The 24,487-nt window shown below is 64.2% G+C and carries 21 protein-coding genes; 16 read left to right on the top strand and 5 right to left on the bottom strand.

Features of this window, described 5'->3' with window-relative positions; all coding sequences use genetic code 11:
* The first annotated feature begins 9 nt into the window (after positions 1–9).
* From ASD07_RS06515 to ASD07_RS06485, 7 genes are read left to right on the top strand one after another with little or no spacing between them, the layout of a single operon-like run.
* Positions 10–1,179, top strand: a complete 1,170-nt coding sequence (locus ASD07_RS06515; RefSeq protein ID WP_055926920.1) for a TIGR03088 family PEP-CTERM/XrtA system glycosyltransferase — start codon at positions 10–12, stop codon at positions 1,177–1,179.
* Positions 1,167–3,062, top strand: a complete 1,896-nt coding sequence (locus tag ASD07_RS06510) for an XrtA/PEP-CTERM system amidotransferase (RefSeq protein WP_055926918.1) — start codon at positions 1,167–1,169, stop codon at positions 3,060–3,062. Before ASD07_RS06515 ends, ASD07_RS06510 begins: the two co-directional genes overlap by 13 nt.
* Positions 3,063–3,064: 2 nt before the next feature.
* Positions 3,065–4,279: a TIGR04063 family PEP-CTERM/XrtA system glycosyltransferase gene (locus tag ASD07_RS06505; RefSeq protein ID WP_055927339.1), complete on the top strand. Its 1,215-nt coding sequence runs from the start codon at positions 3,065–3,067 to the stop codon at positions 4,277–4,279.
* On the top strand, positions 4,276–5,421 hold the full coding sequence (locus tag ASD07_RS30690) for a glycosyltransferase family 4 protein (RefSeq protein WP_229207077.1): 1,146 nt from the start codon (positions 4,276–4,278) through the stop codon (positions 5,419–5,421). The genes ASD07_RS06505 and ASD07_RS30690 overlap by 4 nt, the downstream gene beginning before the upstream one ends.
* Positions 5,418–6,788 (top strand): phenylacetate--CoA ligase family protein, encoded by a 1,371-nt coding sequence (locus ASD07_RS06495; protein WP_055926915.1) that lies wholly within the window; start codon positions 5,418–5,420, stop codon positions 6,786–6,788. Before ASD07_RS30690 ends, ASD07_RS06495 begins: the two co-directional genes overlap by 4 nt.
* 13 nt (positions 6,789–6,801) lie before the next feature.
* Complete coding sequence (locus tag ASD07_RS06490) at positions 6,802–8,094, top strand: putative O-glycosylation ligase, exosortase A system-associated (RefSeq protein WP_055926913.1); 1,293 nt, start codon at positions 6,802–6,804, stop codon at positions 8,092–8,094.
* Positions 8,084–9,055 carry a polysaccharide deacetylase family protein gene (locus tag ASD07_RS06485; RefSeq protein ID WP_229207076.1) on the top strand — a complete coding sequence of 324 codons (972 nt, stop codon included), beginning with the start codon at positions 8,084–8,086 and terminating at the stop codon, positions 9,053–9,055. Before ASD07_RS06490 ends, ASD07_RS06485 begins: the two co-directional genes overlap by 11 nt.
* Here ASD07_RS06485 and ASD07_RS06480 read toward each other — a convergent pair.
* A complete protein-coding gene (locus ASD07_RS06480; RefSeq protein ID WP_055926911.1) occupies positions 9,052–9,369 on the bottom strand; it encodes a hypothetical protein in 318 nt (105 codons plus the stop codon). The genes ASD07_RS06485 and ASD07_RS06480 overlap by 4 nt on opposite strands.
* A gap of 62 nt (positions 9,370–9,431) precedes the next feature.
* Between ASD07_RS06480 and ASD07_RS06475 the strand changes: the two genes are divergently transcribed.
* The gene (locus ASD07_RS06475; RefSeq protein ID WP_055926909.1) at positions 9,432–9,689 is read left to right on the top strand and encodes a MoaD/ThiS family protein; all 258 of its coding nucleotides are present in this window, start codon (positions 9,432–9,434) and stop codon (positions 9,687–9,689) included.
* A 1-nt stretch (position 9,690) separates the two neighbouring features.
* Positions 9,691–10,779, top strand: a complete 1,089-nt coding sequence (locus ASD07_RS06470; protein WP_055926907.1) for a hypothetical protein — start codon at positions 9,691–9,693, stop codon at positions 10,777–10,779.
* Here ASD07_RS06470 and ASD07_RS06465 read toward each other — a convergent pair.
* Positions 10,772–11,383, bottom strand: coding sequence for a TetR/AcrR family transcriptional regulator (locus tag ASD07_RS06465; RefSeq protein WP_055926905.1), 612 nt, complete (start codon positions 11,381–11,383; stop codon positions 10,772–10,774). The genes ASD07_RS06470 and ASD07_RS06465 overlap by 8 nt on opposite strands.
* Before the next feature lie 104 nt (positions 11,384–11,487).
* Between ASD07_RS06465 and ASD07_RS06460 the strand changes: the two genes are divergently transcribed.
* Both ASD07_RS06460 and ASD07_RS29975 read left to right on the top strand, forming a co-directional pair.
* Entirely contained in the window at positions 11,488–12,483 is a 996-nt protein-coding gene (locus tag ASD07_RS06460) for an MBL fold metallo-hydrolase (RefSeq protein ID WP_055926903.1), read from the top strand.
* Positions 12,484–12,579: 96 nt separating this feature from the next.
* Positions 12,580–13,599 (top strand): TonB family protein, encoded by a 1,020-nt coding sequence (locus ASD07_RS29975; RefSeq protein WP_082507166.1) that lies wholly within the window; start codon positions 12,580–12,582, stop codon positions 13,597–13,599.
* Here the strand turns inward: ASD07_RS29975 and ASD07_RS06450 are convergent, their stop codons facing one another.
* Positions 13,600–13,920: a hypothetical protein gene (locus ASD07_RS06450; RefSeq protein WP_156397904.1), complete on the bottom strand. Its 321-nt coding sequence runs from the start codon at positions 13,918–13,920 to the stop codon at positions 13,600–13,602.
* Positions 13,921–14,081: 161 nt separating this feature from the next.
* Positions 14,082–16,538 carry a TonB-dependent receptor gene (locus ASD07_RS06445; RefSeq protein ID WP_055926900.1) on the bottom strand — a complete coding sequence of 819 codons (2,457 nt, stop codon included), beginning with the start codon at positions 16,536–16,538 and terminating at the stop codon, positions 14,082–14,084.
* Positions 16,539–16,678: 140 nt separating this feature from the next.
* Between ASD07_RS06445 and ASD07_RS06440 the strand changes: the two genes are divergently transcribed.
* The 5 genes from ASD07_RS06440 to ASD07_RS06420 are packed head-to-tail and all read left to right on the top strand — an operon-like array spanning position 16,679 to position 22,922.
* Positions 16,679–17,656 (top strand): LacI family DNA-binding transcriptional regulator, encoded by a 978-nt coding sequence (locus ASD07_RS06440; RefSeq protein WP_229207075.1) that lies wholly within the window; start codon positions 16,679–16,681, stop codon positions 17,654–17,656.
* A gap of 52 nt (positions 17,657–17,708) precedes the next feature.
* A complete protein-coding gene (locus ASD07_RS06435; protein WP_055926896.1) occupies positions 17,709–20,021 on the top strand; it encodes a glycoside hydrolase family 65 protein in 2,313 nt (770 codons plus the stop codon).
* Positions 20,018–20,689, top strand: a complete 672-nt coding sequence (pgmB, locus tag ASD07_RS06430; protein ID WP_055926894.1) for a beta-phosphoglucomutase — start codon at positions 20,018–20,020, stop codon at positions 20,687–20,689. Before ASD07_RS06435 ends, pgmB begins: the two co-directional genes overlap by 4 nt.
* On the top strand, positions 20,653–21,915 hold the full coding sequence (locus tag ASD07_RS06425) for a sugar MFS transporter (RefSeq protein ID WP_055926892.1): 1,263 nt from the start codon (positions 20,653–20,655) through the stop codon (positions 21,913–21,915). The genes pgmB and ASD07_RS06425 overlap by 37 nt, the downstream gene beginning before the upstream one ends.
* On the top strand, positions 21,912–22,922 hold the full coding sequence (locus tag ASD07_RS06420; protein WP_055926890.1) for a substrate-binding domain-containing protein: 1,011 nt from the start codon (positions 21,912–21,914) through the stop codon (positions 22,920–22,922). Before ASD07_RS06425 ends, ASD07_RS06420 begins: the two co-directional genes overlap by 4 nt.
* On the opposite strand, the gene ASD07_RS06415 is transcribed toward ASD07_RS06420, so the two are convergent.
* Positions 22,923–24,452: an alkaline phosphatase D family protein gene (locus ASD07_RS06415; RefSeq protein WP_082507165.1), complete on the bottom strand. Its 1,530-nt coding sequence runs from the start codon at positions 24,450–24,452 to the stop codon at positions 22,923–22,925.
* Positions 24,453–24,487: the final 35 nt, after the last annotated feature.

The raw sequence follows: 24,487 nt of genomic DNA, 5'->3' as shown, positions 1-24,487 counted from the left end.
TTCCTGGCCATGAACGACATTCCTCTCATCGTCCACCTGACGTATGCGCTTGATTTTGGCGGCATGGAAAACCTCATGGTCGAACGCATCAACCGCATGCCGGCGGAGCGCTACCGCCATGCCATCGTATGCCTGACGCGCGTCAACCCGGACTTCGTCAAGCGCATCAACAAGGCCGGTGTTGCCGTGCACACGCTGGGCAAGCAACCCGGCCTGTCGCTGGCCACGCACGGCGTGCTGTGGCGCCTGCTGCGCGCGCTGCAGCCGGCCGTGCTGCACACCTATAATTTTTCGGCCATCGAATATGCGCCGGCGGCGCTGCTGGCCGGGGTGCCGGTGCGCGTCAACGGCGCCCATGGCCGCGACCATACCGATCCGGACGGCAGCAACCGCAAGCACAATTTCCTGCGCCGCCTGATGCTGCCGTTCTACGACGTGTGCTATGCCAATTCGGCCGCCATGGAGCAGTGGAACCGCGACGTGATCGGGGTGCCGCCGGCCAAGAGCCGCATGCTGGCCAACGGCATCGACGCCGAGCGCTTCCGCGTGCGCGGCGAGCGCGAGGCGCGGCCTTTCTTCAACGGCGGCGAGATCGTGATCGGCGCCGTCGGCCGGGTGCAGGACGTGAAAGACCATGCCACCCTGATGGATGCCTTCCTGCTGCTGCGCGAGTTGCTGCCGCAGCAGCGGGAGCGCCTGCGCCTGGCGGTGGTCGGCGACGGCCCGCTGCTGCAAAAGCTGCGCGACAAGGCCGCGGCAGCCGGCATTGCCGACGCGGTATGGCTGCCGGGCGCGCGCAACGACGTGCCGGACATCCTGCGCAGCTTCGACGTGTTCGTGATGTCCTCGATTGCCGAGGGCACGCCCGGCTCGGCGCTGGAAGCGATGGCCAGCGGCCTGCCGGTGGTCGGCACGCGCGTGGGCGGCATTCCGGAAGTGATCGAGAACGGCGTCACCGGCCAGCTGGTGCCGCCGTCCAATGCGCCGGCCATGGCCGCCGCACTGAAGCACTATGTGGAAGCACCGGCGCTGGCGCGCCGCCACGGCCAGGCGGGCCGCGAGCGGGTGCTGCGCAAATACAGCATGCAGGCCATGGTGGCCGGCTACCAGGACATGTACGACAGCTTGTGCGAACGCAAGCTCAAAATCAGAAAGCCAGTACCATCATGTGCGGAATAACAGGGATCATGGATGCGCGCGGCGGGCGCGCGGTGGACGAGGCGCTGCTGCGCCGCATGAACGACACCCAGCACCACCGCGGGCCTGACGAAGGCGACACCTACATCGAACCGGGCGTGGGCTTCGGCCACCGCCGCCTGTCGGTGATCGACATCGCCATGGGCCAGCAGCCGCTCGGCAACGAGGACGGCAGCGTCATGGTCTGCTACAACGGCGAAATCTACAATTACCGCGAGCTGACCGCGCAGCTCAAAGAGCTGGGCCACACCTTCAAGACCAGGAGCGACACCGAAGTGATCGTGCACGCCTGGGAACAGTGGGGCGAAGATTGCGTGCACCACTTCCGCGGCATGTTCGCCATCGGCCTGTGGGACCGCAACAAGCAGGTGATGTTCCTGGCGCGCGACCGCCTGGGCGTCAAGCCGCTGTACTACGCCATGACGCCGGACGGCTGGTTCGCCTTCAGTTCGGAACTGAAGGCGCTGCGCATGCATCCTTCGCTGCCGCGCGAGATCGACCCGCAGGCGGTGGAGGATTATTTCGCCTACGGCTACGTGCCGGAGCCGAAGACCATCTACCGCGGCGCGCTCAAGCTCTCGCCCGGCTTCCGCCTGACGCAGAAAGTCGGCGCGCCGCTGGCGGCGCCACAGCAGTTCTGGGACGTGCCGTTCAAGCTGCACGAGAAAATGACCGAAAGCGACGCCCAGGGCGAGCTGGTGGAGCGCCTGCGCGAAGCGGTCAAGATCCGCCTGGTGGCGGAGGTGCCGCTGGGCGCTTTCCTCTCCGGCGGCGTCGATTCCTCCGCCGTGGTGGCCATGATGGCCGGGCTGGACGAAGGCGCCGTGCATACCTGCTCGATCGCCTTCAAGGACAAGGCCTTCGACGAATCGGAATATGCGCAGCAGGTGGCCCAGCTGTATAAGACCGACCATTTCGTGGAAACCGTCGACACCGACGACTACGGCCTGCTCGACACCCTGGCCCACCTGTACGACGAACCGTATGCCGACAGCTCGGCGATCCCGACCTACCGCGTGTGCCAGCTGGCGCGCAAGCGCGTCACCGTCGCGCTGTCGGGCGACGGCGGCGACGAGAACCTGGCCGGCTACCGCCGCTACCGCTATGCGATGGCGGAGCAGAGCGTGCGCGGGCGCATTCCGCAGGCGCTGCGCAAGCCGGTGTTCGGCACCCTGGGCCGGGTCTATCCGAAGGCCGACTGGGCGCCGCGCATGTTCCGCGCCAAGACCACCTTCGAAGCGCTTTCGCGCGACCTGGTGGAGGGCTATTTCCACGGCGTCTCGATCATGTCGGACGCCATGCGCGCGCGCCTGTTCTCGGCGAAATTCAAGGCCGCGCTGCAAGGCTACGGCGCGATCGAGGTGATGCGCGGCCACGCCGCCCGCTCGCCGACCGACGACCCGCTGTCGATGATCCAGTACCTGGACATGAAAACCTACCTGCCGGGCGATATCCTGACCAAGGTCGACCGCGCGTCGATGGCGCATGCGCTGGAGGTGCGGGTGCCGCTGCTGGACCACAAGCTGGTCGAGTGGATTTCCGGCCTGCCGCCGGAGATGAAGCTGAACGGCAGCGAGGGCAAGTACATCTTCAAGAAGTCGATGGAGAAATACCTGCCGCACGATATCCTGTACCGCCGCAAGCAGGGTTTTGCGGTACCGCTGGCGGCCTGGTTCCGCGGCCCGCTGCGCGAGCGCGTGCAGCAAGCCTTGCTGGGCCCGACCCTGGCCGATACCGGCATGTTCAACCAGGACTACCTGCGCGAACTGGTGGAGCAGCACCTGTCCGGCCGGCGCGATTACAGCGCGCCGATCTGGACCCTGCTGATGTTTGAAGCCTTCCTGAAAAAAGAGATGCAGGCATGAGTATCCGTATCCTGCACGTGCTGGACCATTCGATCCCGCTGCACAGCGGCTATACCTTCCGCACGCGCTCCATCCTGCAGGCCCAGCGTGCGCGCGGCTGGCAGACCTTCCATATCACCAGCCCGAAGCAGGGCGCCTGCAGTGCGGCCTGCGAAACCGTCGACGGACTGGAGTTCTACCGCACGCCGCCAGCCAGCGGGCCGCTGGCAAAGCTGCCGGTGTTGAACCAGGTGGCTGTCATCAACGCGCTGGCCGCGCGCCTGCTTGAAGTGGCGCGGGAAGTGAAGCCCGACGTACTGCACGCGCATTCGCCGGCCCTGAACGCCGTAGCCGCGCTGCGCGTCGGGCGCAAGCTCGGCATCCCGGTGGTGTACGAGATCCGCGCCTTCTGGGAAGACGCCGCGGTCGACCACGGCACCAGCAAGGAATGGGGCGTGCGCTATCGCCTGACGCGCGCCATGGAAACCTGGGCGCTGCGACGCGTCGACGCCGCCACCACCATTTGCGAGGGCTTGCGCAGCGAGATCATCGGGCGCGGCATCCCGGCCAGGAAAATCGAGGTGATCCCGAACGCGGTCGACATTGGCGACTTCGCAGTCGGCGGCGCGCGCGACGAAGCGCTGGCGCGGCAGCTTGGCCTGGAGGGCAGGACCGTGCTGGGTTTCATCGGCTCCTTCTACGCCTACGAGGGGCTGGACATCCTGCTCAACGCACTGCCGGCCATGCTGGCCCGGCGCCCGGAAACGCGCGTGCTGCTGGTGGGCGGCGGCCCGCAGGATGCAGCGCTGCGGGCGCAAGCCCGGGCGCTCGGCGTCGAGGACAAGGTGGTCTTCACCGGCCGCGTGCCGCACAGCGAAGTGCAGCGCTACTACAACCTGGTGGACGTGCTGTGCTACCCGCGCCACAAGATGCGCCTGACCGACCTGGTCACGCCGCTCAAGCCGCTGGAAGCGATGGCCCAGGGCCGCCTGATGGTGGCCTCCGACGTGGGCGGCCACAAGGAACTGATCGACGACGGCCGCACCGGCGTGCTGTTTGCCGCCGGCGATGCGGCAGCCTTGTCGCAGCAGGTGCTGGCGCTGCTGGAAGCGCCGCAAACATGGCAGCAACTGCGCCAGTCGGGGCGCCGCTTCGTCGAGGAAGAGCGCAACTGGACCGCCAGCGTGGCGCGCTACCGCAACGTGTACGGCAGCATCACGGAGAAGGCACTGGCATGAACGCGCCGCAGCAAGCCTTTGCCGCCGTGCCGCGCACCATGGATGCGCCGGAAGTGCAGCGCATAGCGCTGGTCGGCCCGCTGCCGCCGCCGTCCGGCGGCATGGCCAACCAGGCCTTGCAGCTGGCCGGCTTGCTGCGCGATGCCGGCATCGCCGTCGAATTCGTGCAGACCAACGCGCCCTACCGCCCGGCCTGGGCCGGCAAGCTGCGCGGGGTGCGCGCGCTGCTGCGCATGCTGCCTTATGTGGCGGGCCTGTGGCGCGCCGCCGGCCGGGTGCAGGTGTTCCATGTGATGGCCAATTCCGGCTGGTCCTGGCATCTGTTTGCGGCGCCGGCGATCTGGATCGCGCACCTGCGCGGCACCCCGGTGGTGGTCAACTACCGGGGCGGCGAGGCCGCCAATTTCCTCAAGCAGGCCGCAGCCTGGATGCGGCCCAGCCTGCGCCGCTGCGCCGCGCTGGCCGTGCCTTCTGGCTTCCTGGCCCATGTCTTCGGCCAGCACGGCATCAACTCGGTGATCGTGCCCAATATCGTCAACCTGGAGCGCTTTGCCGCCGACGCAGCGCCGCGTGCGCGCGGCGCCTTGCGCCTGCTGGTGGCGCGCAACCTGGAAGAGGTGTACGACAACGCCAGCGCGCTGCGCGCTTTCGCGCTCATCCGCCAGAGCCATCCCGAGGCCAGGCTCACGGTGGCCGGCTCCGGCCCGCTGCGCGGCGAACTGGAACAGCTGGCGCTGGGGCTGGGCGTGGCGCATGCCGTGCATTTCACCGGCCGCGTCGACACGGCCGACATGCCGGCGCTGTACCGCAACGCCGACATCATGCTGAATCCGAGCCTGGTCGACAATATGCCCAATTCGGTGCTGGAAGCATTGGCCAGCGGCGCCCTGGTGGTCAGCACCAATGTCGGCGGCGTGCCGTATGTGGTGGAAGACGGCAAGACCGCGCTGCTGGTGCCGCCGGCCGATCCGGCGGCGATGGCGCAAGCCGTGCTGCGCCTGGCCGAACAACCGGCGCTGGCCGAGGCGCTGCGCAGCGCCGGCCGCGCCAGCGTGGCGCAGTATGCCTGGTCAAGCGTCAAGCCGCGCCTGCTGGACGTGTACCGCCAGGCGCTGGCAAGCAAAGGAGGGCGCCGCCCATGATCTACACCGCCCTGGTCTCCGGCCTGCTGTTCCCGCTGCATGAAAAGCTCAAGAAGCACAGCAGCGTGGCCGTGCGCCGCCATATGGAGCAGACCCAGTACTGGCCGCCGGCCAGGCTGCAGCAACTGCAGCTCGAACGCCTGCGCGCGCTGCTGCTGCGCGCCCAGCGCCACGTCCCTTACTACCGCGCGGCCTTTGCCGGCATCGGCTTCGACGCCGCGCGCGACTTCAAGGGCGTAGCGGACCTGATGCGCCTGCCGCTGCTGGACAAGGCCGCGATCCGCGGCAATATCGACGCGCTGAAAGCCGACGATGCGCAGAACCTGGTGCGCTATAACACCGGCGGCTCGACCGGCGCGCCGCTCACCTTCTTTGTCGGGCGCCACCGCGTCAGCCACGATGTGGCGGCGAAATGGCGCGCCACGCGCTGGTGGGATGTCGATATCGGCGACCGCGAAATCGTGATCTGGGGTTCGCCCATCGAATTGGGCGCGCAGGACCGCGTGCGCATGGTGCGCGACACCCTGATGCGCACCGAGCTGATGTCGGCCTTCGCCACCACCGCGGCAGGGCTGGATGGCCATGTGCAGCGCATCCGCCAGCGCAAGCCGAAGATGCTGTTCGGCTACCCCACCGTGCTGGCGCGCATCGCCGCGCATGCCGAAGACAGTGGCATCCGCCTCGACCAGCTGGGCATCCGCGTGGCCTTCGTCACTTCCGAATGCCTGTACCAGTCGCAGCGCGAGCAGATCGAGCGCGTGTTCGGCTGCCCCGTGGCCAATGGCTACGGCGGCCGCGATTCCGGCTTCATCGCCCACCAGTGCCCGGCCGGCAAGCTGCACATCACGAGCGAAGACATAGTGATCGAGGTGCTGGACCCGGAGGGCCGGCAACTGCCGGCCGGGGAGTCGGGCGAAATCGTGGTGACCCATTTGCAGTCGGGCGATTTCCCCTTCATCCGCTACCGCACCGGCGACGTCGGCGCGCTGGACACCGAAGCATGCAGCTGCGGCCGCACCCTGCCGGTGCTGAAGGAAATCCACGGCCGCACCACCGATTTCCTGATCAACCAGGACGGCACCCTGATCCACAGCGCCGCGCTGGCCTATATCATGCGCGACCTGCCGGCGGTGCGCGCCTTCAAGGTGATCCAGGAGACCCTGGACTGGACCCGCGTGCAGATTGTGTACGACGGCCAGTTCGACGACAAGGCGCGACAGACTGTTGAAGCCGGCTTCCATGCCCGCATGGGCAAGCAGGTCCGGATCGAGGTGGAACTGGTGCCGGAAATCCTGCCGGAAAAGAGCGGCAAGTACCGCTATTGCGTGACCAAGCTGGAGACCCCATGGAACGCCTTGACGAAGTAAGCCGGGAGGCGCCATGCGCGACATAATCATTACCCTGATTGTTTTCGGCTCGCTGCCGTTCATCTTCAAGCGCCCGTTCTACGGTGCCGTGCTGTGGATCTGGATCAGCGTCATGAACCCGCATACCCAGAGCTGGGGGTGGGCGCAGAGCATGCCGTTCGCGGCGATCATCGCGGGCACGACGCTGCTGGCGATGCTGGCCAAGTCAAAGGAAGTGAAGTTCCCGAATACCGGCCTGACCTGGATCCTGGTGGCGTTTACGGGCTGGATGTGCCTGACCACCTTGTTTGCCATCGGCCCGGAAAACCCGTTGCCGTTGCTGAACAAAGTGGTGAAAATCATGCTGATGACCCTGGTTGTGGCGATGCTGGTGCGCAGCCGCAAGGACATTGAAATGGTGGTGTGGGCGATTGTGATCTCGCTGGGCTTTTATGGCGTCAAGGGCGGGCTGTTCACTATCCGCAGCGCCGGTGCTTACCGCGTCTGGGGTCCAGCCGGCACCTTCATCGAAGGAAATAACGAGATCGCGCTGGCCTTGATCATGGCGGTGCCCCTGATGCTGTTCCTGACAGGCTTGATCAGCGGCAAATGGGGCAAACGCGCAATGTGGGCGGCAGCGGGACTATGCGTGCTGGCTGCCCTCGGTTCCTACTCGCGCGGCGCGGCAGTGGCGCTGGCAGCCATGCTGGGCTTCCTGTGGCTGAAGAGCCAGGAAAAATTGAAGCTCGGTGCGCTGATGGTGGCGTTGGCGCCGCTGGCGCTGGTATTCATGCCGGAGCAATGGCACAGCCGGATCGATACCATCAACACCTATGAGCAGGACAGTTCGGCGATGGGCCGCATCAATGCCTGGAAGATGGCCATCAACCTGGCAAACGACCATCCGCTGTTCGGCGGCGGCTACCAGATCTACAACAAATACATCTTCCAGCTGTATGCGCCCAATCCGGACGATATCCACGCCGCCCACAGCATCTACTTCCAGGTGTTGGGTGAACATGGCTATGTCGGCTTGGCGCTCTTCCTGCTGATGTACCTGGTGGTCTGGCGCAATGGCACCTGGGTGATCCGGCACGCCGGCAAGGTGCCTGAACTGGAATGGGCCAGCAAGCTGGTACGCATGCTGCAGGTAAGCCTGATCGGCTTCCTGGTCGGCGGCGCCTTTCTCAGCCTGGCCTACTTCGACGTGCCCTACTACATCATGGTGCTCATGGTGGCGACCCGCCTGCTGGTGCAAAAGACCTTGAACGAACAGGCGGCGCCCGCGCGCTCCGCGCAGGAACAGGAGGCGCAAGGTGTGGCTTAAGCGGCAACTGGAGCGTGGCGCCCTGTCACTGCTGTCCGGCGGCGGCAGCCATGCGCCGGCCATCCTGATTTACCACCGCGTCCTGCCGGCGCAAGACCCGCTGTTCCCGGGCGAGGTGCACCGTGAGCAGTTCGAGCGCCAGCTTGGATGGCTCAAATCACGTTTCAAAGTGCTGCCCTTGCTCGACGCCGTGCGGCTGGCGGCAGAAGGGCGCCTGCCGGCGCGCAGCGCCTGCATCACCTTCGACGACGGCTACGCCGACAACGCGGAAGTCGCGCTACCCGTGCTGCAGAAGCACGGCCTGCATGCGACCTTCTTCATTGCCACGGGCTTCCTGGACGGCGGCCGCATGTGGAACGATACCGTGATCGAAACCGTGCGCCGGGCGCCGGGCGATGTGCTGGACGTGGGGGCGCTGGGCCTGGGGCGGCATGCCATCGATAGCTGGGAAGCACGGCGCAGCACGATCGGCGCCCTGCTTGGCCAGCTCAAATACCTGCCGCTGGAGCAGCGGCTGCAGCAGGTCGACCAGGTGGCCAACCTGGCCGGCATGGCGTTGCCGCGCGACCTGATGATGAGCAGCCTGCAATTGCGCACGCTGCATGCGGCCGGCATGGGCATTGGCGGGCATACGGTCAACCATCCGATCCTGGCGCGCTTGCCGCTGGCGGAGGCGCGCCGGGAAATCGCGCAGGGCAGGGCTGCGCTGGAGGCGGCGCTCGATGCGCCGGTGCGCGTGTTCGCTTACCCGAACGGCAAGCCGGGCCAGGATTACCTGCCCGAGCACGTCGCCATGGTGCGCGAGATGGGCTTCGAGGCGGCAGTCTCCACCGCGTGGGGCGTCAGCCGCGGCGAGACCGACTGGTACCAGCTGCCGCGCTTCACGCCCTGGGACCAGGGCATCGGCAAGTTCGGCCTGCGCCTGGCGCGCAATATGCTGCAGCCGGCGCAGCGCGTCTAGCCGGCGTCGCTGTCGCCCTTGCGCAGGCGCGACAGCAGGGCGGCGGTCTGCTCGTTGAGCGGCAAGCCGTGGCGCCTGAGCAGCTGCACATGCAGCACCAGGTTTTCCAGCACCAGTTTGGCCGCCACCGCCAGCAGGGTCAGGCGGCGGTCTTCTTCACTGAAGCGCTCCATGGCATCGGCCATTTCGCACAAATGGTTGGCCACCAGTTCGCGCAACTCCTGTTCGTCGAACGGCAGGTCGGCAAAATCGATCGGGTCTTCCTGCTCCACTTCGTGCATCAGCAGCTCGAGTTCCTGCGGGGTGATACCCATGCGCGGCTCCGGTTATGCAGACGAGTTTATTGTAGGCCAAAGCGCGCTAGAATAGCTTTCCCATGGCCCAGATCATCTTCACCCAGCAGTTGGCGCGCTTCCTGCCGGTTCCGACGCTGGAGACCCGGGCGGCCACTTTGCGCGCAGCGCTGGACGAGGCCTTTGCTGCAAACCCGCGCCTGGGGGCCTATGTGCTGGACGAACAGGGCCGCCTGCGTGCCAACGTCGTGGTGTTCATCGACGGCAAGCGCAGTGAACTGAACGAGCCGCTGCGCAGTGATTCCAAGATTTACGTGCTGCAAGCCTTATCCGGAGGGTGACATGGCAGACCGCGCTTTCATTGCAAGCCGCAAAGGCTTGTTCGAACTGGCTTACCGCAATGGCGAATGGACGCTGGAGGAGGACAAAGCCTTTTTCGGCGACCCGGTATCGATGGTGCTGCACGATGCGCGCGATGGCGCCACCTATGCGTGCCTGAACCTGGGCCATTTCGGCGCCAAGCTGCACCGGCGCGATGCCGGCAGTACGGCGTGGCAGGAAATCGCGGTGCCGGCCTATCCGCCCAAACCGCAGGACAGCAGCGACAAGCTGGACTGGACCCTCAAGCAAATCTGGTCGCTCGAAACGGGCGGAGCGGACCAGCCGGGCGTGCTGTGGGCCGGCACCCTGCCGGGCGGCCTGTTCCGCTCCGGCGACCGCGGTGCAAGCTGGCAATTGGTGGAGTCGCTGTGGAACGTTGCCGAACGCGCGCAGTGGTTTGGCGGCGGCTACGACGTACCGGGCATCCACAGCATCTGCGTCGACCCGCGCGACAGCAATGCGGTGCTGGTCGGCGTCTCCTGCGGCGGCGCCTGGCTGACGCGCGATGGCGGCGCAAGCTGGCAGCTGCGCACCCAAGGCATGGCCGCGCGCTACATGCCGCCCGAGATGCAGGACAACGGCGCGGTACAGGATCCGCACCGCATCGTGCGCTGCGCCGCCGAGCCGGACGTGCTGTGGTGCCAGCACCATAACGGCATCTGGCAGTCGCGCGATAACGGGGCCAGCTGGGAAGAAGTCACGGCGCCGCTGTCGAGCTTTGGCTTCGCCGTGGCGGTGCATCCGCGCGACGGCAAGACCGCCTGGTTCGCGCCGGCCGTGGCCGACCAGCAGCGGGTGCCGGTGCAGGCGGCGCTGGCCGTCAACCGCACCGCCGATGGCGGCGCCAGTTTCAGCACCTTGCGCGGCGGCCTGCCGCAGGAGCATTGCTACGACCTGGTGTATCGCCATGGCCTGGCGGTGGCCGACGACGGCAAGACCTTGCTGATGGCGTCGACCACCGGCGGCGCCTGGTTGTCGACCAATGGCGGCGAGCACTGGCAGACCATTTCCACCACGCTGCCGCCGGTGTACGCTGTACGCTTCAATTAATGCCGTAGTAGGACAGGAACATTTCGACGGTGGCGCTGATGACCGCCTCCTGCTCCTGCGGCGTCAGCGGCGTTTTGCCCATCGCCACTTGCGGCCACAGGGCGAACGATTTCAACTGGCCCTGCAGCATATGCGACATGAAGGCCGGGTCGCCCGCCTTCAGTGCCTTGTCCTCCTGGGCCGCACGCAGGAAGCTGGCCACGCCTTCTTCCTTCTTGCCCAGTTTGGTCATCATGTCGCCGGCGCGTTGCGGCGCATGGATCGCTTCCGCAATGGCGACGCGCACCAGGTCGAGGAAGTAAGCGTCGCGCAGCATGGCCATTTTCTGGCGCATCAGCTCCATCAGCTGCGGCTTGATCGGCTGGCCTTGCTGATAGGTGATGGCGTTCAGGGCGGCACTGCAATCCCACAATTCCTGCAGGATCTGTTCGAACAGCTCGTCCTTGCTGGCGAAGTGGTTGTACACCGTGCGCTTGGAAACGCTGGCGGCGGCCGCGATGCGGTCCATGCTGGTGGCTTCGAAGCCACGGGCACGGAATTCGGCAATGGCGGCCGTGATGATGGCGGCGCGCTTGCGGTCGGTGAGTTTGTCGGCTTGGTTCATAAAGAATATTTTACACCGGGTAGTTTACTTTTCCCAAAGTCGAAACTACACTGTGTAGTGTAATATCTTTGTGCCATCCCTGCCGACCTGGAGCAAGCCCCATCATGACTAGCCTTATTTGCAATGCTGCCGATTCCCGCCCTGCGTACCGGAACGATGCCCCGCGCCGGCAGCCGGGCTTGCTCAAGACGCTGAAGATTTTCTGGGAGTTCACCTTCAATAAGCCGGCCAACACCGTGCCGGCCCAGGCGCTGCCGGTGCAAGCACTCACTCGCGAGCAATTGCTGGCGGCACAGGACAATACCTTGTTCCGACTGGGGCATTCGACCATCCTGCTCAAGCTCAACGGCGAGTTCTGGCTGACCGATCCGGTATTCTCCAAGCGCGCTTCACCGGTGCAGTGGGCGGGTCCGGCACGCTTCCATGCGCCACCGGTCAGCATTGCCGAACTGCCGCCGATCAAGGGCGTGATCCTGTCGCACAACCATTACGACCACCTCGATTACGCTGCTGTTCGCGAGCTGGAAGCCAAGACCGAGTACTTCCTGGCGCCGTTGGGCGTGGGCGACACGCTGGTGTCCTGGGGCGTGCCGGCCGAAAAAGTGCGCCAGCTTGGCTGGTGGCAATCGGTGTCAGCGGGCAGCCTGAAGCTGACGGCCACCCCGGCCCAGCACTTCTCCGGCCGCACCTTGTGGGACAGCAATAAGACCCTGTGGGCGTCATGGGTGATAGAAAGCGGCGGCCTGAAGGTCTTTTTCAGCGGCGACACCGGCTACTTCAAGGGCTTCAAGGAGATTGGCAAGCGCTTCGGACCATTCGACCTGACCTTGATGGAGACCGGCGCGTACGACCCGCAGTGGCCGGACATCCATATGCAGCCGAAAGAAACCATGCAGGCCCATATCGATTTGCGCGGCAAGGTCATGCTGCCGATCCACAACGGCACCTTCGACCTGGCCATGCACAGCTGGGACGACCCGTTCGAGCAGATCACCGCCCTGGCCGCGGCCCGCAGCCAAACCCTGGCCACGCCGATGATCGGCGAAGCGCTGAATATCGCCCAACCGCAGGCCAGCGCCGCCTGGTGGAGGATGCCATGAAACCGTACCAGCAGTTTCTGAAATTGTGGTCCCTGCCACAGCAGAGAGAGTCGTGCTACAGTGAGGAAAATATTAACTTCCTGGCAAGTGACTACCATGACCTTACTGAAACTCCTGCCAGCCCTGTTGGCCGGCCTGGCTATCCTCCCGGCCCAGGCGGACACGGTTGGACGCACCGACCGGACTGCCGCGAAGCAGATTTCCGCTGACCTGAAGACTTGCGCCAAGCCTGAATGGCCGAAGGAGGCGCTGCGCAATGAGCAGGTCGGCACGGTGACGCTGGCCTTCCTGGTCGGCCTGGACGGCAAGGTGTTGGAGTCGCGCGTTGAAAAGTCGAGCGGCCACGCCCAGCTGGACCTGGCGGCTCAGGACGGTTTGGCCAAGTGCCAGTTCACCCCGCCGGAAAGCGTCGGCCGCACTGAGCCGACCTGGACCAGGATGCAGTACGTCTGGACCCTGGAAGCCAAAAGAACGCCGCAGCAACTGCAAGCTGATTTCGAGAAGGACAAGGTACTGGCGGCCCAAGGCGATGCCGACGCCATGTACCGCCTGAGCAATATCTATGCGAACCGCCGTGGCGCTGAACGCAATATCGAAGAATCCATGCGCTGGCTGCGCAAGTCTGCCGAGTTGGGACATCCCATCGCCCAAGAGGCCTTGGGTTACGTGTTAATCACCGGGAAGGACACGCCAAGGAACCCCGAGGAAGGCTGGGCCTGGACAGAGAAGGCCGCTGCCCAGGGCCGCTCCCAGTCACAAATGGCCTTGGGCGTGTCGCTGCTGAGCGGGATGGCTGGAGTCCAGGACCAGCAGCGCGGGCGCGAACTGCTGGAGAAATCCATTGCCCAGGGCAATCCCATGGCCATGGGGGCACTCGGTGCATGGCTGGTGCGCGAAGGCGTTGAACCCCAGCTGGGCTTGAAACTGCTCGAGGACGGGGCTGGAAAGCAGGACCGGATGGCACAATTCGCGCTCGGCGAGGTGCTGGAAAAGGGGGAGTTGCTGCCCCAGGACAATGCACGCGCGCTGGAGTTATACAAGCGGTCGGCGGCCGGCGGCTATTCACCGGCAATTCGTGCACAGGCTCGCCTGCAGCCGCCGCCGCAAAAAAAATGATCAGACTGCGATACTGATCAGCTTGCCGATTGCCTGGCCCAGGGAGTTGATGGTTGGTGGCGCGGGCAGCACGCCGGATGGAATGCGCTGCTCGATCGCGTTGTCGAGCCGGGGTAGGGCAAGCGCGGGCGTATTGGCGGCTTCCGCGCGGCGGCTTGCGAGCTGGGTACGGGAAAGTTCCTGGCTGTCGCGCTCCAGGGTTGCGCGGCTTTGGTCGAGGCGGTCTTCATCTTGCGCGACCCGGTCGCGATCCTGCTGCACCTTGCGTTCAGCAAATGCCGCGCCAGTCTGCAGAGCGTTAACGGGATTTAGCCTATCCACGAATCCTACCTTCGTCGCAAGCTTTCACTCAGGCACCACGGTCAGCTTAGGCGAAAACCCAGGCGAATGCTAGAGCTCAGTTTGCAAGCGAAAAAAAGGGCGCCACAGCCTTGGAAAATCCTGCGGCGCCCGGAGGGGAAAGCTAAGGAAGGGTTACTGCATCAGAAACGGTAGGCCAGCGACAGCTCCCAGCTGCGGCCGAACAGCGGGCGCGCATTGATAGGGCCGCTGCCGCCGGTGGTCAGGCGCGAGTTGCCTTCGGTCAGGCCGAGCTCGTTGGTGATGTTGTTGCCGCTCAGGCGGAGCTCGATCTTGTCGCCGATGGTGTACAAGGCGCCCAGGTCCACCGTCTTGTAGGAAGGCAGGTATTGCAGGTTCGACTGGTCGGCCCAGCGGTCGCCCACATAGGTGTAAGTGCCGTACAGCTTGAGCGCATTGTTCTCGCCCATCGGGATACGGTAGGTCGGCGTGAAGCGATATTGCAGCTTCGGCTGGCGCTGCACCAGTTTGCCTTCGGTCAGCGGATTGTCCTTGTACTTCGAGTCCTGCCAGTTGCCGGACAGGCTGAGCGAGAGGTCGCGGATCGGGCGCACGGCCAGCTCCACTTCCACGCCATCGCCCTTGGAGCCGGACACCGAATTCAGGATAGTGCCGTTCGACAGGATCTGCTGGAAGGCGATGCCTTCAAAGTCGGTGTGGAAGTAGTTGATATAGGCGCTGTACAACTGGCCGGCGGTCTTGAAGCCCAGCTCGTACTGCTTGATCTTCGGCGTCGGCAGGATGCTGCGGTCATTGACCCTGGCCTGGGTGCCAGCATTGCGCAGGTCGTCAAAGGCGACGAAGGTGTGGCCCATATTGGCACGTGCGAACACGCTCATATCCTTGGCCAGCTTGTAGTTGCCGCCGATCGTGAAGCTGTTGGCGGAATCGGTGCGGTTCAGCGCGGTGTTGGCGCCGGTCGGCATCGAAGTATTGTTGTTGTAGACCGTCAGCGGGTTGTTGTCCGTGTCGCCGCTGGCCAGGTTGGAGATCGTCGCATCCAGCTTCTGGCGCTCGCGGCGGATGCCGCCGTCGATCTTGACCTGGTCGTTGACCTTCCATTCGTTGGCGATGAACAAGGCGGTGTTGCTGCCGTCGTAAGAGGCAACCGGCGCATAGAACACGCTGCCGTCCTTGCCGTTGTTGGAGACGATGACGCCGTTGTCCAGCTTGACGTTGATCAGGCGCGCGTTCGGCACGGCCGTCATCAGGTGGCTGCTGCCCAGGTACCACACGTCGTCCGAGGAGTAGTTGGCAAAGTAGCCGCCCACGGTCAGGGTGTTGTCCTGCATCCACTCCTTGCTGACGCGGATCTCGTCGGTGAAGGACTTCAGTTTCTTCTCGACCGCCCACAAGCCGGCTTGCACCACCTGCTGGTTGCCCGCGACCGCGGTGCCATCCAGGTAGGTGGCGGTAGCGGTGGCGCCGCCATTTGCTGCCAGTGCGGCAGTGTTATAAGCCGACATGGACAAGGGGTTGTTACCGGTGAACATGGCAATGGTGTTCAAGTCGCCGTCGAAGTGATTGAACTTGTTCGATACGTTCCAGCCGTTGATGTTCTGGTCGAACTCCATGCCGAGCACGGTCGATTTCAGGCCGCGGCCATCGCCCAGGTCGTAATTGAGGGTCTTGCCCGGGCCGGCTTCCACGGTGAAGCGGCGCATCTCGTTGCTCATCAAGGTGCCCTTGAGCGGATCGAAGCCCGGGAATTCCGTAATGGTGTGCCCGTCGTTGCTGGAGACCAGCGGCACGCCGGTATAGAAAGCGTTCTTGTCGTCGGTGCGGCGCACGTAGAAGGTCGCTGCGCCCTGGTCCAGCTTGCGGGTCAGGGTCGCAGTGACTTGGCCGCCATCATCGGAAGGGAAGCCGGAATCGCGCACGCCATGGGTGTTGCGGTAGAAGCCGCCGACGGTGCCATACCAGCCATCGGAAATCTTGCCGCCGTAGAAGACATCGACCCGGCGCAGTTCGCCGGTACCGGTGGTGAAGCGCACCGAGCCTTCCGGCGTATCGCCGCCTTTCTTCAGGATGAAATTCATGGTGGCGCCCGGCTGGCCGCTGGAGAAGATAGTGCTTGGACCCCCGCGCAGCACTTCCACCCGCTCAATGGTGTCGTCCAGGCGGAAAGCCGAAGAGCCTTCGAAGAACGACAGGGTGGACACCGGGTAGAGCGGGTTGCCCTGCATTTGCACCGACACGAATGGCGAATCGGAACCGGACGGGAAGCCGCGCACCTGGATATTGGCGCCCGACTGGCCGCCGGTGGATTCGGCAAAGGCGCCCGGCACCAGTTTCATGACGTCGGCGGTGCTGATCGGAGCGGCTTGTTTGAGTTGTTCTTCCGACGCGGTGGTGATGGAAAAGGCGGAGTCCAGCTTGCGCGCGCCGCGCGCCGAAGCCACGCCGGTCACGACCACTTGCTGGATTTCTTTCTGGACGGCGGCGTCTGCCGCCGACGGGGCTGGTGCGGCTTCCACCGCGGCTTGCTGGCCTTCCTGTTCCGTGGCCTGGGCCTGGCCGATCAAGGTCAGTACAGCGATGGAAATGGACGACAACAGGAATTTCCGATGGTTTTTCATACTTGTCTCTTCTTTCGTTTTATGTGATTCGGCTTTCCAAGGCCTGACCATTGAAACAAGAAATGATATCGATGTCAAACGAAATGTTATCGATGTCATTTTGTTGTTGCGTGGTTTCGAAATCTGTCATAATGCCCCGCATGGCTGTCAATAAAACTATGGAAGACCTCGCCAAGCTGGCAGGGGTTTCGAAAATTACCGTGTCGCGCGCCCTGCGTGGCAGTCCCCTCGTCACGGAAGAAACGCGGGAGAAAGTGCGCCAGATCGCGGAAGCCCAAGGCTACCGCCTGAACGTCAGCGCGCGCAACCTGCGCATGGGGCGTTCGTATTCGGTGGCAGTTGTGGTGGAAATGACGCCCGAGAAGGGGCGGCCAATGTCCGACCCGTACCCGCTGGAATTGTTGGGCGGAATCACGCAGGAGCTGACGACTGCCGGCTACAGCGTGGTGCTGACCTCGCGCCAGTTGCTGGATACCGCCCCGGTGCAAGGCGCCGACGGCTTGATCCTGCTGGGCCAGGGTTCGCATGGCGAAGCGGTGACGGCGCTCAAAAAGCGTACCCAGCCGCTGGTGGTGTGGGGCGCGCCGGAAGCCGGTGCCGACACCGTGGTGGTCGGCAGTGACAACCGCAAGGGCGGTATCAGTGTCGCCCAGCGCTTCATCGAACTGGGTCGCAAGAAGGTGTTGTTCCTTGGCGACGTCGACCACGCCGAGGTGCAGGAACGCTGTGCGGGCTTCATCGACGCGCTGGGAGGGCAGGGCAGCGTGCACATCATGCGGCCGAAGGCATTTACCTTCGAAGCCGGCTTTGATTGCCTGGATTCCCTGCTGAAAAAGAAAGGTTTGTCGTTCGACGGCGTGTTTGCCGCCAGCGACTTGCTGGCGATGGGCGCGATCCGTGCGCTGGCCGAGCGCGATGTGCGGGTACCGGAACAGGTGTCGGTTATCGGCTACGACGATACGCCGGGTGCAGTGAGCTTTGTGCCGGCCCTGACCAGCGTGCACCAGTACCTGCGCGATGGCGGCGTGCTGCTGGCCAAGAAGATGCTGGACTTGCTGGAGGGGCGTCCCGTGACTTCCGAAACCTTGCCGACGGCGCTCATCGTGCGCGCTACGTAAAAATTTTTTATACCGAATCCAAACCGGTTTGAATCGAAAAAGAAGGAAGAAGATGCAGCATACCTACCCCCTCGATGCCTGGTGTATCCGCGAAACATCCTTCGATGCGGCGTCGAATTTCCTGGATGAGACCCTGTTCGCACTGGGCAATGGCTACATCGGCCTGCGCGGCACGCCGGAAGAAGGCTATGCCGGCCCGGCCGGTACCTCGCTGGACGGCACCTACCTGAACGGCTTCTATGAATCGGAGCCGATCCAGTACCCCGAGAATGCTTACGGCCTGGCACGCAACAACCAGTTCATGCTGAATGTGCCGAACGCCAAGGGCATCGTGCTGTGGGTGGGCGAAGAGCGCTTCGACCTGCTGCAGGGCCACCTGGAGAGCTACGAGCGCCGCCTCGACTTCCGCAGCGGCCTGCTGCAGCGCGAAATCGTGTGGCAAGCGCCGTCCGGCCGCCGCCTGCAGGTACGCAGCCGCCGCCTGGTCAGCTTCGCCAGCAAACACCTGTTTGCGATTGAATTTACGGTGACGCCGCTTGGCTTTGATGGTGCGCTTCGGCTGGAATGCGCGGTGGATGGCGTGGTGCGCAACCTGGAAGCCGGCGACGATCCGCGTGTCGGCTCCGCCACCACCGGCCCGGCGCTGGCGCTGACCGGCACCGAGCTGGCTCCGCATTTCGCCGCCCTGCAGCAGCGCACCCACAACAGCGGCTTCACGCTGGTGAGCGCTGCCGCACAGGTGATCGATGTGCAGCATATCTTCGCGCAGCGCGTCGAAGGATCGCGCCTGGTGCAGTCATATTCCGTTGATGCACGCGACGGCCAGGCCGTGCGGCTGGTGAAGTACGGCTGCTATTACAGTTCGCGCGACCATGCCGCCGACGAATTGATGGCGCGTTCGCGCGCGGAACTCGAGGCGGCGCGCGGCCTCGGCTTCGACCAGCTGGCAGCGCAGCAGGAAGCCTACCTGGCCGACTTCTGGGCCCAGGCCGATGTGGAAGTGGCGGGCGACGACGCGCTGCAGCAGGGTATCCGCTTCAACCAGTTCCACCTGCTGCAGTCGGTCGGGCGCGACGGTAAAACGAATATCTCCGCCAAGGGCGTGACGGGCGAGGGCTACGAAGGCCATTATTTCTGGGACACCGAGATCTACATCTTCCCGTTCTTCCTGTACAACAAGCCCGAGATTGCACGCAAGCTGCTGGAGTACCGCTATGCCGGGCTGCCTGCCGCGCGCGAACGTGCGCGCCAGATGTCGCACGCCAAAGGCGCGTTGTACCCGTGGCGCACCATCGCAGGCGAGGAATGCTCGGCCTATTTCCCCGCCGGCACCGCGCAGTACCACATCAACGCCGACGTGGCCTACTCCATCAAGCAATACATGGATGCCACGGGCGACGATGCCTACCTGCTGCAATACGGCGCCGAAATCCTGATCGAGACCGCGCGCATCTGGCTCGGCATCGGCAGCTACAACCGCGCGGGCGCCTTCGTGATCAACGAAGTGACAGGGCCCGATGAATACACCGCGCTGGTGAACAACAACTACTACACCAACGCCATGGCCAAGCTGCACATGCAGTTTGCTGCAGCGGCCGCCGAGCGCATCGAACGCGATTACCCGCAGGAATGGCCGCGCATTGCCGCCGCCGTGGCGCTGGCCGACGGCGAACTGGAAGAACTCCGCCGCGCCGCTGACGCCATGTTGCTGCCATACGACGCAGCGCTCGGCATCCACCCGCAAGATGACAGCTTCCTCGACAAGAAAGTTTGGGACTTCGCAGGAACGCCGGCCGACAAATACCCGCTGCTGCTGAACTACCACCCGATGGTGATCTACCGCCACCAGGTCTGCAAGCAGGCCGACGTGGTGCTGGCGCTGCTGCTATTGAGCGAGCAGTTCACGCTGGACGACAAGAAGCGCGATTTCGACTACTACGAAGCGGTGACCACGCACGATTCCTCGCTGTCGTCCTGCATCTTCAGCATCATCGCCTCCGAAGTGGGCTACGCAGGGAAGGCCTACGACTACTTCATGGAGACTGCGCGGCTCGACCTGGACAACACGCACGGCAACACCCACTACGGCGTGCACACCGCGGCCATGGCCGGCACCTGGCTGGGCGTGGCCTACGGCTTTGGCGGCATGCGCGTTGTAAACGGCGAAGTACGCTTTGCACCGACCTTGCCGAAGCAGTGGCAGCACTACCAGTTCCGCATTCACCTGCATGGCAGCTTGCTGCAGGTGCGCGTCAGCCCAGGCGGCACGCAGTACACCCTGCTGCGCGGCGAAGCACTGGCCTTCCGGCACCGCGGCGTGCCCGTCACCATTACCCCGGCCGCGCCGGTCCAGGAGCTCGCATGAAAGCCGTTATCTTCGACCTCGATGGCGTGATCACCGATACCGCCCATTACCACTTCCTGGCCTGGCAGAAACTGGCGCAGTCGCAGCAAGTGCACTTCGACGAAGCCTTCAACGAAAACCTGAAGGGCATCGACCGCATGGGCTCGCTGGAGCTGATACTGGCCGGTGCGCCGCGTACTTACAGCGACGCCGAGAAGCTGGCGCTGGCCGACAGCAAGAACGAACACTACAAGACGTTGATCGCCGAGATGTCGCCCGCCGACCTGCTGCCCGGCGCAGTAGCCGCGTTGGACTGGTGTCGCGCGCAAGGCTTGAAGGTGGGCCTTGCGTCGGTCAGCAAGAACGCCTTCACAGTGCTGGAAAGCCTCGGCATCACCGAGAAGTTCGACTATGTCGTCGACGCGGCGACGATCGCGCGCGGCAAACCCGATCCCGAAATCTTCCTGCGCGCGGCGTCGGAACTGGGCGTAGACCCGGCCGATTGCGTTGGCGTGGAAGACGCTGTTGCCGGCGTAAGCGCTATCAAGGCGGCCGGCATGTTTGCCATTGGCGTAGGCCAGGCGGCCACGCTGTGGCAGGCAGATACGGTGATCCCGGGACTGGAACAATTCAAAAATATAATGGAGACACTATGCAAAACCGGCGCATCATCTGGGTCCTGTTCCTGATCTATTTCACCTTCGCCATCCTGTTGAACAGCGTTGGCACGGTGATCCTGCAGGTCATCAACAACTACGGTGTCAGCAAATCCGCCGCCAGCGTGCTGGAAGGGTTCAAGGACTTGCCGATTGCCGTGGTTTCCTTCCTGGTGGCGAGCTTCCTGCCGCGCATCGGGTACAAGAAGGCGATGCTGACCGGGCTCGCCATTGTCACGGCGGCTTGCCTGTCGATGCCGCTGCTGCCTTCCTTCCTGACCACCAAGATGCTGTTCCTGTGCGTCGGCGTTGCCTTCGCGCTGGTTAAAGTGTCGGTCTACTCCACCCTTGGCCTGGTGGCCGCCGACCGCCGCCAGCATGCAGGCATCATGAATACGCTGGAAGGCTTTTTCATGGTGGGCGTGCTGTGCGCCTATTGGGTGTTCAGCTTCTTCATCGATTCTGACGATTCGCATTCTCAAAGCTGGCTGCATGTGTACTGGGCGCTGGCTGGCCTGTGCGCGCTGACTTTCACGCTGTTGCTGCTCACCCCGTTCGACGAACGCCTGGCCGCGCCGCCGGGAGTGCGCAGCTTGCCGCAGGAATTTGCGGCCATGCTCAAGCTGTTCTTCAAGCCGCTGGTGTGCGTATTCGTGCTGACGGCTTTCCTGTACGTATTGATCGAGCAGAGCGTGGGTACCTGGCTGCCGACCTTCAACAACGAGATCCTGCACCTGCCGGCCGCCATGAGCGTGCAGGTCACCAGCATCTTTGCGGCTTGTCTTGCTGCAGGCCGGCTGTCGGCCGGGGTGCTGATGCGCCGCGTGAACTGGTATCCGGTGATGAACGCTTGCCTGTTCGGCATGGGCGCGGTGGTGCTGGTTGCGCTGCCGATGACGCATGACGTTGTGGTTCCTGCGGGTGCCGGGTGGCGCGATGCGCCGCTGGCAGCCTTCGTGTTTCCGCTGATTGGCTTGTTCATGGCGCCGGTCTACCCAGGCATCAACTCGGTGATGCTCAGCTCCCTGCCCAAGCACCAGCATTCGGCGATGACTGGCCTGCTGGCGATCTTCTCCGCTTTGGGCGGCACCACGGGTTCCCTGATCACCGGCTATGTGTTCGGCGCCTTCAGCGGCCACTTCGCGTTTTACCTGACGCTGGTCCCGATTGCAATCGTGCTGGTGACGCTGTATTTCTTCAAGCGGGCAGTGGATGGCACGGACGACGGGCTGGATGCTCCCGCTATAATCTCGCCATGAATCTGAAGAGCCTCGCCGACAAACTCGGCATGTCCAAGACGACCGTCAGCCGCGCGCTGAACGGCTATCCCGAAGTCAGCGAGTTGACGCGCGAGCGCGTGCTGCGTGCCGCGCGCGAATCCGGCTACGAGGCCAATCCCATGGCGCGCAGCCTGGCCGTTGGCCGCAGCAACGTGCTCGGCACGATCTATCCGCTGCTGCCGGCAGACCTGGGCGACGCCATGTTCCTCGAGGTGGTTGGGGGCATGTCGGCGGCGCTGGAAGAGAAGCGCATGAATTTCATTATTGCCCCGGTGTCGCCGTCCAACGAAATGCCGTCTTATGAGCAGATGGTGCGCGGGCGGCGCGTTGATGGCCTGGTCGTGAGCCGCACGCTGGTGCACGATGAGCGCATTGCCTATCTCACGAAAGCGGGCTTCCCCTTCATCGCGCACGGCCGCACAGAGCTCGATGCGCCTTACGCCTGGTTCGACTACGACAACGAAGCCGGCATCCGCGTGGCGCTGGAGCGCTTGCTGTCGCTGGGCCACCAGCGCATCGCCATGATCAGCGCGCCGCTGGCAATGAACTTCGCTGCGCAGCGCCGCGCCAGCTTCCTTGCCACGCTGGCAGGCGCCGGCCTGTCTGCCGATCCGCGCCACCTGGTGGACGATTGCATCGACCGCCGCGCTGGTCACGCTGCTGTACAAGCGCTCCTGGCCGCCACGCCGCGACCGACCGCAATCGTGGTCGACAACCACCTCGCCGGCGTAGGTGCAGTGCGCGCGCTGCTCGACGCCGGCATCGTAATCGGCAGGGATATCTCCCTGATCGTGTGGGGCAGCATGGCCGACACCCTGGCCGACATCGACGTCACCACCATCGACCAGCCCAACGCCCGCGCCGCCGGCGCCAGGATGGCCGACATGCTGCTCGCCCTTATCAACGGCAAGCCCGCTGCCAGCCTTCAGGAACTATGGCAGCCGGCGCTACTGGCTGGTGCTACAACCGGTGCCGTCGCAAGTTAATCAGTCTGTCAGCGGAAGGATCGCTTGCCGGTAAGGCTGTGCTTCATTCTCCACATACCAGTTGGCCCATAGCCGGTTGCGCGAGCGGCCGTCCACAATGCGGTCAGGCTCAAGGCTCAGGTAATTGCGTGCGCCGATGTAGCGGTGCGAGGTGCCGGGGAATTTGTACATCGAGGTCGTGATACCGCCTTCCAGCTGTTCCACTTTGTCGCCGACGTGTTCGAGGTAGAACAGCGCCATCGCTGGTGGCGGCGGATGTACCACGCCCGAAGAAGTCAGCTGGTGGATGGTGATCGGCTTGCCCTTATACTGCTTCTGGCTGGATTCGATGGCGCCGATGGCGCCCACGTGCACGTCGCCGGAGAGGATGGTCACGCGGCCGCCGGTACGCTGCGACCATTCCTGCAGGCGGTGGATCAGGCGCAGGCGTTCCCATTGGTGGGTGCGGCTTAGCCAATGGTCTTTCAGGTCGTCTTCCAGTTCCTGCTGGCCCGGCATGGCGCACAGCAGCATTTCCAGCGTGCTGAAGTCGGGGTGCACGACGGGGATGCTGGACATGATCAGCAAGTGCTTGCAGTCCTCCTGGGACTCCAGCCAGGTATAGGCGGCCTGCCATGATTGATCGCCCATGACGACCTCCGGCGAGCGTTCGCTGCGCAGGTCGAGCACCAGCAGGCCGTAGTCGCCAATGCGGGCGGCCTTGGTGAAGCCAGGCTGCGACGGGAGGCGCAGCGGCACGTCGGCCTCCGATGTGCTGTGCTGCTGGAATAGCAGGAAGTAGTCGCGCGCGATGTTGTAGATCGCCTTGAACACGGGCGACTGCTGGAATTTGTCCGGATACGAGCCCCAGCCATCGATGATGTCGTGATCGTCCCACATCATCACTGTTGGAACGGTGGCGAACATGCGCGCCACATGCGGATACGCCCACACCTTCAGGTAGTTACCGAAGAAGAAATCGTCGACTTCGGTTTGCAGCGTCTTGGTAATCGGCTTGTTGGCGAGTTTTTTGTCGTTTGGCGCGGCGGCCCAGTCGTTCAGGGCGGTGGTGGTCCACATTGCATCGCTGTAAATCTGGTCGCCGCCCATCAGCAGCAGGTGGTAGGGACGCTGCGCGTGGTTGTCGCGCATCTTGTTCCAGACCGGGTCCTGCGGGATGTCCTTCATTTTCTTGTAGTCGGAGAAGCCGTTGCAGGAGGTGTAGGCGCAGGTGGGGGCGCTGTCGCGCGCCGGCACGGTGAAAGTGAATGCCTGGCCGTCGACGAGGTATTGGACTTGCTGCTCGCGCGTGGCGTGCTGCTCAATAGTGAACCGCCAGCTCTCGACGACATGCACTGCGCGCTTGTGCAAACGGGTGCGCAAGCGGCGGGACTCGACGGCCAGCGGTCGAACCTCGGCCGCGGCACCAGGCAGCACGGCCGCTGTTACCGCCGGCGCTACTTCGCCTGTCCACACCGCCAGCGCGCTGACAGCCCACATGCCGTCGGCACAGCCACAGAACTTCAAGATAGGCCCCAACACTAATGCCATTGCAATCCCCGCAAGGTTATCAAATCACCAAATGA

Source organism: Duganella sp. Root336D2, from assembly GCF_001425005.1.
Taxonomy (GTDB): Bacteria; Pseudomonadota; Gammaproteobacteria; order Burkholderiales; family Burkholderiaceae_D; genus Rugamonas.
The sequence above is the reverse complement of the archived record's forward strand: the minus strand, read 5'-3'. Positions and strand labels throughout refer to the sequence as shown.